The 13343-nt window shown below is 53.8% G+C and carries 11 protein-coding genes; 10 read left to right on the top strand and 1 reads right to left on the bottom strand.

Going from position 1 to position 13343, the window contains the following annotated elements:
- The first annotated feature begins 58 nt into the window (after positions 1–58).
- The 4 genes from gsiC to DRI82_RS21985 all read left to right on the top strand — a co-directional run bounded on the left by gsiC (position 59) and on the right by DRI82_RS21985 (position 3819).
- Positions 59–979, top strand: a complete 921-nt coding sequence (gsiC, locus tag DRI82_RS22000) for a glutathione ABC transporter permease GsiC (protein WP_114196047.1) — start codon at positions 59–61, stop codon at positions 977–979.
- Positions 980–987: 8 nt separating this feature from the next.
- Positions 988–1911, top strand: coding sequence for a glutathione ABC transporter permease GsiD (gsiD, locus tag DRI82_RS21995; protein ID WP_114196046.1), 924 nt, complete (start codon positions 988–990; stop codon positions 1909–1911).
- A gap of 186 nt (positions 1912–2097) precedes the next feature.
- Positions 2098–3108, top strand: a complete 1011-nt coding sequence (pyrD, locus tag DRI82_RS21990; RefSeq protein WP_114196045.1) for a quinone-dependent dihydroorotate dehydrogenase — start codon at positions 2098–2100, stop codon at positions 3106–3108.
- Positions 3109–3270: 162 nt separating this feature from the next.
- Entirely contained in the window at positions 3271–3819 is a 549-nt protein-coding gene (locus tag DRI82_RS21985) for a cell division protein ZapC (RefSeq protein WP_114196044.1), read from the top strand.
- 60 nt (positions 3820–3879) lie between these two features.
- Here the strand turns inward: DRI82_RS21985 and DRI82_RS21980 are convergent, their stop codons facing one another.
- Complete coding sequence (locus DRI82_RS21980; protein ID WP_114196043.1) at positions 3880–4983, bottom strand: YcbX family protein; 1104 nt, start codon at positions 4981–4983, stop codon at positions 3880–3882.
- A gap of 102 nt (positions 4984–5085) precedes the next feature.
- Here DRI82_RS21980 and rlmKL point away from each other — a divergent pair, with 102 nt between their 5' ends.
- The 6 genes from rlmKL (at position 5086) to rmf (ending at position 13164) form a co-directional block, all read left to right on the top strand.
- Positions 5086–7206: a bifunctional 23S rRNA (guanine(2069)-N(7))-methyltransferase RlmK/23S rRNA (guanine(2445)-N(2))-methyltransferase RlmL gene (gene rlmKL, locus DRI82_RS21975; protein WP_114196042.1), complete on the top strand. Its 2121-nt coding sequence runs from the start codon at positions 5086–5088 to the stop codon at positions 7204–7206.
- Between the two features lie 5 nt (positions 7207–7211).
- On the top strand, positions 7212–9122 hold the full coding sequence (locus DRI82_RS21970) for an ABC transporter ATP-binding protein (protein ID WP_114196041.1): 1911 nt from the start codon (positions 7212–7214) through the stop codon (positions 9120–9122).
- A 77-nt stretch (positions 9123–9199) separates the two neighbouring features.
- Positions 9200–10471 carry a membrane integrity-associated transporter subunit PqiA gene (gene pqiA / locus DRI82_RS21965; protein WP_114196040.1) on the top strand — a complete coding sequence of 424 codons (1272 nt, stop codon included), beginning with the start codon at positions 9200–9202 and terminating at the stop codon, positions 10469–10471.
- Positions 10458–12101, top strand: coding sequence for an intermembrane transport protein PqiB (gene pqiB, locus DRI82_RS21960; RefSeq protein ID WP_114196060.1), 1644 nt, complete (start codon positions 10458–10460; stop codon positions 12099–12101). Before pqiA ends, pqiB begins: the two co-directional genes overlap by 14 nt.
- Positions 12098–12661: a membrane integrity-associated transporter subunit PqiC gene (gene pqiC / locus DRI82_RS21955; RefSeq protein ID WP_114196039.1), complete on the top strand. Its 564-nt coding sequence runs from the start codon at positions 12098–12100 to the stop codon at positions 12659–12661. The genes pqiB and pqiC overlap by 4 nt, the downstream gene beginning before the upstream one ends.
- A gap of 329 nt (positions 12662–12990) precedes the next feature.
- A complete protein-coding gene (rmf, locus tag DRI82_RS21950) occupies positions 12991–13164 on the top strand; it encodes a ribosome modulation factor (protein ID WP_114196059.1) in 174 nt (57 codons plus the stop codon).
- Positions 13165–13343 lie beyond the last annotated feature (179 nt).

Genomic DNA, 13343 nt, shown 5'->3' with positions numbered 1-13343 from the left:
CAGATCAAATTCACTGGAGCAGGTGCGGCATGACGTCGTTGATTCCCGGTAGCATCGAATGCTGAATTACTTTCTTAAACGTTTGCTGGGGCTGATCCCGACGCTACTGATCGTGGCGATTTTGGTGTTCCTTTTTGTTCACCTTTTGCCGGGCGATCCGGCCAGACTCGCCGCCGGGCAGGATGCCGATGAGGCGGTGGTCCAGATGGTGCGTCAGGATTTGGGACTCGATAAACCCCTCCCGCAGCAGTTCCTGCGCTTTTTTGCCAACATCGTGCGCGGTGATTTCGGTACCTCGATGGTCTCCAAGCGACCGGTGATTGACGAGATAGCGCAGCGATTCCTGCCGACGCTGTGGCTGACGCTGAGCAGCATGGTGTGGGCGGTCATTTTTGGTATGGGCATTGGCATAGTGTCGGCGGTCTGGCGCAACCGCTGGCCGGACCGGTTGGGCATGACGCTGGCGGTATCAGGGATCTCTTTCCCGGCCTTTGCGCTGGGTATGCTGCTGATGCAGGTATTTTCTGTCGAATTGGGCTGGTTGCCGACCGTCGGCGCGGATAGCTGGCGGCACTATATTTTACCGTCGATTACCTTGGGCGCGGCGGTCGCTGCGGTGATGGCGCGTTTCACCCGCGCCTCGTTTGTTGAGGTGATGCAGGAAGATTATATGCGGACGGCGCGTGCCAAAGGGGTGCGCGAAACGCTGGTGGTGGTAAAACACGGACTGCGCAATGCGATGATTCCAGTGGTTACCATGATGGGGCTGCAATTTGGTTTTCTGCTTGGCGGTTCGATTGTGGTTGAAAAGGTCTTCAACTGGCCGGGACTCGGCCGCTTGCTGGTGGACTCTGTCGAAATGCGCGACTACCCGGTGATTCAGGCCGAGGTTCTGCTGTTCTCGCTGGAGTTCATTCTCATCAATTTGCTGGTTGATATGTTGTACGCCGCTATCAATCCATCCATTCGCTATAAATGAGGGATCGCATGAAATTTTGGCGAAGAGATGCGGGGCAGGCGGCGATGCCGGTCGTAACCAAAGAATCGTTGCTAATAAAAGAGAAGGTCCGCACGCCGTGGCACGAGTTCTGGCGTCGTTTCTGCAAGCAGCGCGTTGCGATGATCGCCGGGCTGTTTGTGCTGGCGCTGATCGTCGTCGCCGCACTGGCGCCCTATCTGGTGCCTTTTGACGCCGAGAATTATTTTGATTATGACCGGCTCAATGAAGGGCCTTCATCGCTGCACTGGCTGGGTGTTGATTCGCTCGGTCGGGATATTTTCAGCCGCATCCTGATGGGCGCGCAGATTTCACTGGCAGCCGGGATTTTCTCCGTGGTGCTCGGCGCGCTGGTCGGTACCTTTTTTGGTTTGCTGGCCGGTTATTACGAAGGCTGGTGGGACCGCATCACCATGCGTATTTGCGACGTGCTGTTTGCCTTCCCCGGTATCCTGCTGGCGATCGGCGTGGTGGCTATCATGGGCAGCGGCATGTCCAACGTGATCGTTGCGGTGGCGATATTCAGTATTCCGGCGTTTGCCCGGTTGGTTCGTGGCAATACGCTGGTGCTGAAACACCAGACCTATATCGAGTCGGCGCGCAGCATTGGCGCGTCTGACTGGACCATTCTGATGCGGCATATCCTGCCGGGCACCATTTCCTCGATCGTGGTGTATTTCACCATGCGTATCGGAACGTCGATTATCACCGCCGCGAGCCTGTCATTTCTGGGAATGGGCGCGCAACCGCCGACCCCGGAGTGGGGCGCGATGCTCAATGAAGCCCGCGCCGATATGGTGATCGCCCCGCATGTGGCGATTTTCCCCAGTCTGGCGATATTCCTGACCGTGCTGGCGTTTAATCTGCTGGGCGATGGGCTGAGGGACGCGCTGGATCCAAAACTGAAGAATTGAGGTGCGTCAACGCGCACTTTATTGTGGACCGGGGTGTCGGATCGCCCCTCGTTGCGCGACCGGGGGTTAAAATAGGAAATCGGTTGCGCGGATCGCGCTTTTATTGTCGCGAATCAATTCCATTTACGTAGGGGATGCCTGATAATACGCCCCCGGTTTGCTTGCTACCGGAGCTTAGGAGATTTTATGTATTATCCCCTCGTCAAGAAAGCGCTTTTCCAGCTCGATCCCGAGCGTGCACACGAATTAACTTTCCGCCAATTGAGCCGTATTTCTGGCTCGCCGTTCGAGTTTCTGATTCGTCAATCTGTTCCCGCCAAGCCTGTATCCTGTATGGGATTGTCATTTAAAAATCCATTGGGTTTGGCTGCGGGTCTTGATAAAGACGGTGATTGCATTGATGCCTTGGGCGCAATGGGATTTGGTTTTATCGAAGTGGGTACGGTAACGCCTCGCGCACAACCCGGAAATGATAAACCGCGTTTGTTCAGGATCGTTGAAGCTGAAGGTTTGATCAACCGGATGGGCTTCAATAATCATGGCGTAGATAATCTGGTAAATAACGTCAAGAAGTCCCGCTATGGTGGAATTCTGGGCATTAATATCGGCAAGAATAAAGATACGCCGGTTGAGAATGGCAAAGATGATTATCTGATCTGTATGGATAAAGTTTATCCGCATGCCGGATATATAGCGATCAACATCTCTTCACCCAATACGCCGGGACTGCGTACATTGCAGTACGGTGATGCCCTGGACGATCTTCTGGCCGGGATAAAAAATAAGCAGAAAGCGCTTCACGAATTGCACGGCAAATATGTCCCCGTCGCGGTAAAGATCGCGCCGGATCTTTCTACGGAAGAGTTGATCCAAATTGCCGACAGTTTGGTTCGCCATAATATTGACGGCGTTATTGCCACAAATACCACGCTGGATCGCAAACTGATCCAGGGGCTGAATTATTGTGAACAGACCGGTGGATTGAGTGGCCGCCCTCTGCAACTGCGCAGCACGGAAGTCATCCGCCTGCTGGCACAGGAGCTACAGGGGCGTCTGCCGATTATTGGCGTCGGTGGCATTGATTCATTAACTGCCGCCCGGGAAAAAATGGCAGCGGGTGCGTCATTAATACAAATTTATTCCGGATTTATCTTCCGTGGACCACGTTTGATTAAAGATATCGTTAATTATCTCTGATAATTTGCATTCTGCGCTCACCGGGGGTTTATTTCTGCCCCCGGCTCGTCTATATTTTGTCCACTGTACTTCATTATCCATAAATGGTTTGCCTGATTTATCGCAGTCAAAATAGGGATGAAACGTACTTTTAATTTCGATGCAGTGTGAAAGGGTAAAAAAATGAAGATCAAACCTGACGATAATTGGCGTTGGTTTTTTGATGCTGAACACGATCGGCTGATGTTGGATTTAGCCAATGGCATGATATTCCGCTCACGCTTTCCGGCAAAAATGTTAACGCCTGATGCCTTTGCTGAATGTGCATTTTGCGTTGACGATGCCGCACTCTATTTTGATTACGAACAACAATGCCAAAAAATCAAATTAGGGCAGGAGCAACGTGCTGAATTGGTATTGAATGCGTTGGTCGCGTTTAAATTCCTGAAACCATTAATGCCGAAGAGCTGGCATTTTGCGCAATATAGCCACAGCCTTCGTCCCAGGAATGGCGATCTGGCCGAAGTCCAGGTGATGGAAAGCGGGGAGCAGGCGCGGTTGCTGGTGGTTGATTCCGGCGATAACGCCAGTCTCTGCCTGTTGGCGCAGACCCAGTTGTGTTTTGCCGGAAAAACCATGGTTCTCGGTGATGCCATCAAAGTGATGCATGACCGGTTGCAGCCCGTCCGCGATGTCGATTCGTCGGCAACGGCTTACGATCAGGCTGTCTAGCCCTACGCAAGCATGATGCTTCTGCTTGCGTAGCGTTATTTCCTTCCTTTTGATCCCGTATTACGCCAGTTTAATATCACTCACTGGAATGCAACTGCACGATAGAATCTGGCCCTGCTCGCCAATGGCACTTTTTTTCAGTGGCGCGACTTGTCCGCTCTCCAGCGTCATTTTACAGGTTCCGCAAAGACCCGCCCGGCACGAATAAGGGATGTGGAAACCGTTCTGCTCCAACTGCTCAAGCAAAATATCCTGATTGTTCCCGGTAAAAGTTGTGCCTTGATAGCTTATGCGTAAACTCTGGGCCGATGTCTGCGGAGCTTCAACGCTGTCGACGACCTGACCGGCGTGATAGGGACGGGGCGGTTTGGTTGACAGAACTTCAACGGTATCACCCACGCGAATGATACCGCTGTTGCGGGCGATCAGGTTCTGGCCGAAATCGACGTCACCGTTGTCTGCCGTGCGGAATGATTGCAGCGTTTTCAGCGGTTCGCCAGAAGGATGTTTGCGCCCGCGCTCGGTACTTACGGTGGTCAAAATGCAGCGGCTACAGGGTTTGGCGAGCTCAAACACCACTTCACCAACGCGGATCACCTGCCAACCGTCCTCTGCGAAGGCTGTTGCGCCGCTGACCACCAGGTTGGGGCGAAACTGCTCGATCTTGATACTGGCCGGGCAGCGCTGTTGCAGCTCGAAAAACGAGGCGTCGTTAATCAGCAGGAAAGGGTAGCCGTCGGCAAAGGATAAAGGTACTGTCGGATGCTTTTTCACCCGGCGGGTCAGCGCATGGCCGACCCAGCGTAGCTGCACTTCGCGATTTAGATAGCCGCTGATCCATTGATTAATCGCATCTGGGGCGATCAACGCGGTAAAATGATTTCCCCAGACCTCGGTCGGTTGACCTGTGCCGGTGAAATCACGCAAGCGCACGGTGGCGCTTGCGCCGTCGGGTGCTGTGATAAAGAGGCCGTCTGGCAACAGCGCGGGGGTGAAAAGCACCATCTGGGGATACTGGCGCGCGGTAATGAACGTACCATCAGGTTCGGTCAGCATAAATGCCCGATCCATTGCCAGTCCGCTGGCATCGGCATATGCCTGGGACAACTGCAATCCGCGAAGGGATTTCACCGGATGAATGAAGAGTCTGGATAAGGTGATCACCTTAGTCTCCGTGCCAGTATTAAATAGAAAGGAGCAACTTTATGACAAGCGGGTGGGATTAGCTATAATGCGCAACAATTTTCTTTTTGGTGATAAGTCGATATGAACTCTCTGTTTGCCAGCACGGCGCGTGGTCTGGAAGAACTGTTAAAAAGCGAACTGGAAGCGCTGGGCGCCCATGCCTGTAAAATAGTACAAGGCGGGGTACACTTTCAGGGGGACGATCGCCTGCTGTACCAAAGTTTGCTGTGGAGCCGCCTGGCTTCGCGCATTTTATTGCCGCTGAATGAATTCAAGGTCCATAGCGATCTCGATCTCTATCTGGGCGTGATGTCCATCGATTGGCCAGCGACGTTTGGCGTGGACAAAACCTTTGCCGTGCATTTCACCGGCACCAATGAAGAGATCCGCAACAGCCAGTATGGCGCACTTAAGGTGAAAGATGCGATTGTCGACAGCTTCACGCGGAAAATGGATCAACGTCCAACCGTGGCCAAGCAGCAGCCGGATATTCGCATCAACGTATTTTTACAGCGTGATACCGCCAGCGTGGCGCTGGATCTGAGCGGTGAGGGCCTGCATCAGCGCGGTTACCGCGATCTGGCCGGTCAGGCACCGTTGAAAGAAAACCTGGCCGCCGCAATTGTCCTGCGTTCCGGCTGGCAGAGTGGCACGCCGTTGCTGGATCCGATGTGTGGTTCCGGCACGCTGTTGATTGAAGGGGCGATGATCGCCTCGGATCGCGCGCCGGGGCTGCATCGTCAGCACTGGGGATTCACCGCGTGGAACGGTTTCAATGCCGATCTGTGGCGTGAACTGCTCGCCGAAGCGCAGGTTCGCGCCCGCCGTGGTTTGCAGGAGACGACGTCACGCTTCTTCGGCTCGGATATCGATCGTCGCGTCATTGAAATGGCGAAGTCCAATGCGCGCCGTGCGGGCGTTGCGGAGTTGATCGGTTTTACCCACGCTGAAGTCAGCAAGCTGGTGAATCCGCTGCCGGAAGGCCCGGTGGGTACGGTGATCAGCAACCCGCCGTATGGCGAACGCCTGGAGAGCGAGCCCGCGCTGGTGGCCTTGCACAATCTGCTTGGCCGGATCATGAAGACCCAATTTGGCGGCTGGCAACTTTCGCTGTTCAGCGCCTCGCCAGAGCTGTTGAGCTGCCTGCAACTGCGTGCCGAGCGCCAGTTCAAGGCGAAAAACGGCCCGTTGGACTGCGTGCAGAAAAACTACCAGTTGGCTGAAAATGCCAGCGGAACGGCAGGTTCATCGCTGGCCGAGGATTACGCCAACCGTCTGCGCAAGAATTTACGCAAGCTTGAAAAATGGGCGGCGCAGGAAGGGGTGGAGTGTTACCGGATTTATGACGCCGATCTGCCGGATTACAACGTTGCCGTCGATCGCTACGGCAGCAAAGTGGTGGTGCAGGAGTATGCTCCGCCGAAAACCGTCGACGCCCAGAAAGCGCGGCAACGTCTGTTTGACGTGATCAACGCCACGCTGGCGGTGATGGAACTGCCTTCCAACCAACTGATTCTGAAAACCCGTGAACGGCAGAAAGGCAAGAATCAGTATGAGAAATTGAGCCAGAAGGGCGAATTCCTGCTGGTGGAAGAGTATAACGCCAAGTTATGGGTCAATCTGACCGACTATCTGGATACCGGCCTGTTTCTCGATCACCGTATCGCGCGGCGTATGCTGGGCGAAATGAGCAAGGACAAGGACTTCCTCAACCTGTTTGCCTATACCGGAACGGCCAGCGTCCACGCCGGGCTGGGCGGTGCACGCAGCACGACCACCGTCGATATGTCGCGTACTTATCTGGAGTGGGCCGAGAAGAACCTGCGCGTCAATGGCCTGACCGGGCGTCAGCACCGTTTGATTCAGGCGGATTGCCTGTCGTGGCTGCAAGAAGCCAACGAACAATTCGACGTGATCTTTATCGATCCGCCAACGTTCTCCAATTCGAAACGGATGGCGGATAATTTTGATGTACAACGTGACCATTTGGCGCTGATGAAACACCTTACGCGCCTGCTGCGCAAGAATGGCACCATCATGTTTTCCAACAACAAACGGGGCTTCCAGATGGATCTCGCCGGGCTGGCGCAGATTGGGCTGGTGGCAAAAGAGATCACATCGCAAACCTTATCCCAGGATTTCGCCCGTAATCGTCAGATTCACAACTGCTGGCTGCTGACCCGCGCCGGCGAGGAAAAATAAAGTTTATGTCGTTAATTAGCATGTCAGGTGCCTGGCTGTCGTTCAGTGATGCACCGTTGTTGGATAATACTGAATTACACATCGAGCCGAATGAGCGCGTGTGTCTGGTTGGCCGTAATGGCGCGGGTAAGTCCACGTTACTGAAAATCCTCAACCGCGATATTCCGCTGGATGATGGACGTATTGTTTACGAGCAGGATTTGATCGTCGCCCGTTTGCAACAGGATCCGCCGCGTAATGTGGCGGGTACCGTGTTTGATTTTGTCGCCGAAGGCGTGGCGGAACAGGCCGAGCATATCAAGGCTTACCACGCCATTTCGCAACTGGTGGGCACCGATCCGAGCGAGAAGAACCTGAACCGCATGGCGGCAGTGATGGAGATCCTCGATCATCAGGGATTGTGGCAGCTCGATAGCCGTATTCACGAAGTGCTGGAGCAACTCGGCCTGGACGGCGAAGCCGAGCTTTCGTCACTGTCCGGTGGCTGGTTGCGCAAGGCGGCATTGGGCCGTGCGCTGGTCAGTTCGCCGAAAGTTCTGCTGCTCGATGAACCGACCAACCATCTGGATATCGAAACCATCAACTGGCTGGAAGGCTTCCTGAAAGAGTTTCCGGGCAGCATTATCTTTATTTCCCATGACCGTTCCTTTATCCGCAATATGGCGACGCGCATTGTCGATCTCGATCGCGGCAAACTGGTCTCTTATCCGGGCAATTATGAGCTTTACCTGACCACCAAAGAAGAGGCGCTGCGCGTCGAAGAGCTGCAAAACGCCGAATTCGACCGCAAGCTGGCGCAGGAAGAGGTGTGGATCCGTCAGGGAATCAAGGCGCGGCGTACCCGTAACGAAGGGCGCGTCCGGGCGTTGAAAGCCCTGCGTCGTGAGCGTTCGGAGCGCCGCGAAGTGATGGGCACGGCCAAGATGCAGGTCGAGGAATCCACCCGCTCCGGCAAGATTGTGTTCGAGTTGGAAAACGTCAATTACCAGATCGACGGCAAAGTGCTGGTTCGTGATTTCAGTGCGCAAGTTCAGCGTGGTGACAAAATCGCGCTGGTCGGCCCGAATGGCTGTGGCAAAACCACGCTGTTGAAACTGATGTTGGGTCAACTGCAAGCCGACAGCGGCAGGGTCCACTGTGGGACCAAACTGGAGGTGGCGTATTTCGATCAGCACCGCGCCGAGCTGGATCCAGAACGCACAGTGATGGATAACCTGGCTGAAGGTAAACAGGAAGTGATCGTCAATGGCCGTTCGCGTCACGTTCTCGGCTATTTGCAGGACTTCCTGTTCCATCCGAAGCGTGCGATGACCCCGGTCAAGGCCCTGTCGGGCGGTGAGCGTAACCGCCTGCTGTTGGCGCGTCTGTTCCTGCGTCCAAGTAACCTGTTGATTCTCGATGAACCGACCAACGATCTTGACGTCGAAACGCTGGAATTGCTGGAAGAGATGATCGACAGCTATCAGGGCACCGTGCTGCTGGTCAGCCATGACCGTGAGTTTGTTGATAACTCGGTAACGGAGTGCTGGATCTTTGAAGGCAACGGCGTCATCAAGACGTTTGTTGGTGGCTATCATGATGCGCATCAGCAGCGTGCGGAAGCCATGCCGATTCGCCAGTCGGCACCGGCTCCAACGCCCGTTAAAAGCAACAATACCGCAAAAAATGAGCCAGCGAAGCGCACAGCCAACAAGCTGAGTTATAATCAACAGCGCGAGCTTGATCAGTTGCCACAGCGTATTGAAGAGCTGGAGAGCCGGATAACGGCACTTCAGGAACAGATGAGTGAAGCGACATTCTTCAGCAAACCACACAGTGAAACGCAGAAAGTGATCGACGCCCTGGCAACGGCAGAGAACGAACTTGACGTGACATTTACCCGCTGGGAAGAACTCGAGGCGCAAAGGAACGGCTAACCACGTTGACGGGCTGTTTGCGCTTGCTGCAGCCCGTTTTTTGAGTCATTGCCATTCACTCATTGAGGAGTTCCCTAGTGTGTTCTCAGCCCCACGATAACCACATGCTATGTCCCCAATGCGATTTGCTGGTGGCACTGCCCGATGTGGCGGTTGGTAAAAAAGCGGTCTGCCCGCGCTGTAAAACGACATTATATTCGCGCTGGGCTGAACCCTTCATGCAGCCTACCGGTTACGCCATCAGCGCGTTGTTCATGCTGTTGCTGGCAAACCTTTTCCCGTTTGTAAACATGCGGGTGGCGGGTATTGGCAGCGAAATCACCCTGATACAGATCCCCGGTGTTCTGGTGTCGGACGATTACGCCAGTATGGCGACGCTGTTCATGATTTTTGTGCAGTTGGTGCCGACGTTCTGCATGATAACCATCATCCTGCTTTGCCAGAAAGTACGGCTGCCTTTTCGTATCAAGACCGGTATCGCCAGAGTGCTTTTCACGCTGAAATCCTGGTGTATGGTGGAAATATTTCTCGCCGGTGTGTTGGTCAGTTTTGTGAAATTGATGGCCTACGGTGATATCGGCATTGGCAACAGTTTTATTCCCTACTGCCTGTTCTGTGTATTGCAGGTTCGCGCTTTCCAGTGTTTCGACCGCCGTTGGTTATGGCAGCAAATCGCGCCAATGCCCAAGCCGTTGGCCCGTCAACCCTTGCGCGTGGGCGAGAGCGGATTGACCCAGGGACTGCGTTCCTGTACCTGCTGCACGGCCATTCTGCCCATGGATACCTACGTATGCCCGCGCTGCCACACCAAAGGCCATGCACGGCGTAAAAACAGTTTGCAGTGGACGATGGCGCTGTTGGTGACCTCCATCATGCTCTATATTCCGGCAAACCTTCTGCCGATCATGATTACCCAGGCGTTGGGAAACCAGATAACCTCGACCATTATGAGCGGTGTGGCGCTGCTGTGGGGCGAAGGATCTTATCCCGTCGCCATGGTGATTTTTATCGCCAGTATCATGGTGCCGACGCTGAAAATGATCGCCATTGGCTGGTTGTGCTGGGATGCAACAGGCAAGGGGAATGGCGACAGCGAGAAGATGCACATTATTTATGAGTTGGTGGAATTTGTTGGTCGCTGGTCAATGATTGACGTGTTTGTTATTGCGGTACTCTCGTCCCTCGTCCGTATGGGGCAGTTGATGAGTATTTACCCGGATATTGGTGCATTGTTATTCGCGGGAGTGGTGATTCTTACCATGATTGCCGCAGTAACCTTTGATCCTCGTTTGACCTGGGATCGTGTGAATGTAAGTACTCAAAAGGAGCGGCATGGTGACGGCAAATAATAGCGGTATCGCCGATGTGGAAAAAATCAAACGCTGGTCACCAGTGTGGATTGTTCCCATAGTAACTGCGCTCATTGGCGCGTGGGTTTTATTCTATCATTTCAGCCATCAGGGGCCGGTGGTGACGCTGGTCACGACGTCCGCTGAAGGGATTGAGGCTGGGAAAACGGCGATCAAGAGCCGCAGTGTGGGCGTGGGTATGGTTGAGACCGTCACGCTGAGTGACGATTTGAATCAGGTGATCATTACCGCCCGTCTCAATGCGGGAATGGAAAAACTGCTTAACACCGACACGGCATTTTGGGTGGTAAAACCGCAAATCGGCCGTGAAGGCGTTTCAGGATTGGGCACCTTGCTCTCGGGAGCCTTTATTGAACTGCAACCGGGGCGGAAAGAGGGGAAACGGGACCAATACGCGTTGCTGGATGCACCGCCTCTTGCGTCGCCGGACGCCAAAGGTATCCGCATTGAGCTGGACAGCGATACCTCCGGTCAGCTCAACGCGGGCGATCCGGTGCTGTTCCGTGGCTATCGCGTCGGCTCTGTCGAAACCAGTGACTTTGATCCTAAAGCCCGCATGATGCGGTATCAGCTTTTCATCCATGCACCTTATGATAGCCTGGTGACCAGCAACGTCCGTTTCTGGAAGGACAGTGGCGTCAACTTTGATATGTCGGCGCAGGGGATGCGGGTTGAGATGGGCTCGCTGGCGACCTTATTCAGCGGTGGCGTCAGTTTTGATGTGCCTAATGGTTGGGAGCAGGGAAGTGCCGCCAAAGAATATGCGCAGTATAAATTGTTCGAGAACCAGAACAGCATTCAGGATTCGCTCTACACCGAGCATCGCGATTTCGTGATGTTCTTTGCTGACTCAGTGCGGGGGCTACAGCCAGGTGCACCAGTTGAATTCCGTGGTATCCGCATGGGTACCGTCAGCGAGGTGCCATTCTATATTCCCGGCGTGAAACAGAAACTGGACTCGGACTACCGAATCCCGGTGCTGATCCGTATCGAACCAGGCCGTTTCAACAAACAATTGGGCGATCATTTCAATCTGGATGAGCACCTCAAAGTCGGTGAGGGGCGTGGATTACGCGCTGCACTGAAGTCAGGCAATTTGCTGACCGGGGCGCTGTACATCGATCTGGACTTCTATCCGCAAGCCAAGCCGTTCACCGGTCCGAAAGAGGTCGGTGGCTATGTGCTACTGCCGACAGTGAGTGGTGGATTGGCGCAGATTCAGCAGAAAGTGATGACCATGCTGGATAAAATCAACAGCTTGCCGTTGAATCCTATGGTGACGGAAGCGACAGAGACTCTGGCTCAGAGCAAGCGTACCTTGCAGGAAACGCAGAAGACCATGGCGGCGCTGAATCAAGTGATCGCCAGTCCGTCAATGAAAGAGTTGCCTGCGGATATGCAAAAAACATTGCTTGAACTCAACCGCAGTATGCAGGGTTTCCAACCGGGCTCTCCGGCGTACAGCAAAATGGTGGCGGATATGCAGCGGCTTGATCAGGTTCTGCGTGAGTTACAACCCGTACTGCGGACGTTGAACGACAAGAGCAATGCTCTGGTATTCGAAGCCGCAGGTAGTCAGGATCCACAGCCTAAGAAGGCCAAGAAATGATGAAATGGATACCCGTTGTACTGGCGCTCTTATTGACCGCTTGCAGCAGTGACAGTCAGAAAACCTACTATCAATTGCCGACGCTGGTGGCACCGGCCAGCAGTGTGAGTAACAGCGTTACAACGGCGAACCAGCGCCAGTTATGGGTTGAAAGCGTCGGCGTGGCGGATTACCTGAACAATCCAGGTCTGGTCTATCAGACGACAGATGTGCAGTATGTCATTGCTGCCAACAATCTGTGGGCCAGCCCGCTGGAACAGCAACTGCAGCAGGCGCTGATCGGTAATTTGAGCAGCGCGTTACCCGGTTGGGTGATTTCTTCACGGCCTCAGAGCAGTAATCATGACGTGCTGAACGTCACCGTCACCGGATTCCATGGCCGCTACGATGGCAAAGTGATCGTCAGCGGCCACTGGACGCTGAATCATCAGCGGCAAACTATCACCCGCTACTTCAGTCAGGAGATGATTCAGACGGAAGATGGTTACGATGCGCTGGTGAGAACGTTGGCAAAAGGTTGGCAGCAGCAGGCCAGCGAAATCGCAGCGCAGCTAAAGTAATAAGCTGGAACAAGATGGCCTAAGAGCCTATCCACTAGCACTATTGGGATAGGCCCTAAACCCCGGATATTTCACTGCAATACGGGTGAAAAATCCGGGGTTTTTCTTTTTTCATCAAAAAGTTAAAACGTGATATTTCACAGTAATATGTTATCGATATTCGCGGTTCTGCTTCACAAATATGACATGAGTGTGAAATTTGCTCATTGATTTTCTGTTCAATAGGGTCTATTCATTAAAGGTGGTCGGGCATAAAGTGCTCTGCAACTGCGCAGAAATTGACCACTGTTTTCTTTCCACCAGACAAAAAATGAGGGAAACGAGGCATGATGAAGAGACAGAAACGCGATCGTCTGGAAAGGGCGCATTCACGCGGATATCAAGCAGGTATTTCAGGGCGTTCCAGGGAACTTTGTCCCTACCAATCGTTGGACGCCCGGTCTCATTGGTTGGGAGGCTGGCGACAAGCCATGGAGGACAGGGCAGTAACGTTAACCGCTTAAGCGGTTCCCTGTCATCAAAAAGGAGCAACCTCCGCCAGGCGCGGAGGTTTTTGTTATGCACAGAAAACCTCCAGCTAGGCTGGAGGTTCCGTAAAGCTTTCAGCTTTGAGCCAGTTATAAAAACCCCTTTTGATTTGTTAAAACAGTTTGCGGTCTGGCAACTGCAAACGTTCAACAAG

It is taken from the genome of Edaphovirga cremea (assembly GCF_003332275.1).
In the GTDB taxonomy this organism is placed as follows: domain Bacteria; phylum Pseudomonadota; class Gammaproteobacteria; order Enterobacterales; family Enterobacteriaceae; genus Edaphovirga; species Edaphovirga cremea.
This window is presented reverse-complemented; position numbering and strand designations above follow the sequence as displayed.

Coding starts and splice junctions, on each gene's coding strand:
- gsiC (WP_114196047.1), top strand. CDS start 59: ATGCTGAATTACTTTCTTAAACGTTTGCTGGGGCTGATCCCGACGCTA.
- gsiD (WP_114196046.1), top strand. CDS start 988: ATGAAATTTTGGCGAAGAGATGCGGGGCAGGCGGCGATGCCGGTCGTA.
- pyrD (WP_114196045.1), top strand. CDS start 2,098: ATGTATTATCCCCTCGTCAAGAAAGCGCTTTTCCAGCTCGATCCCGAG.
- DRI82_RS21985 (WP_114196044.1), top strand. CDS start 3,271: ATGAAGATCAAACCTGACGATAATTGGCGTTGGTTTTTTGATGCTGAA.
- rlmKL (WP_114196042.1), top strand. CDS start 5,086: ATGAACTCTCTGTTTGCCAGCACGGCGCGTGGTCTGGAAGAACTGTTA.
- DRI82_RS21970 (WP_114196041.1), top strand. CDS start 7,212: ATGTCGTTAATTAGCATGTCAGGTGCCTGGCTGTCGTTCAGTGATGCA.
- pqiC (WP_114196039.1), top strand. CDS start 12,098: ATGATGAAATGGATACCCGTTGTACTGGCGCTCTTATTGACCGCTTGC.
- rmf (WP_114196059.1), top strand. CDS start 12,991: ATGAAGAGACAGAAACGCGATCGTCTGGAAAGGGCGCATTCACGCGGA.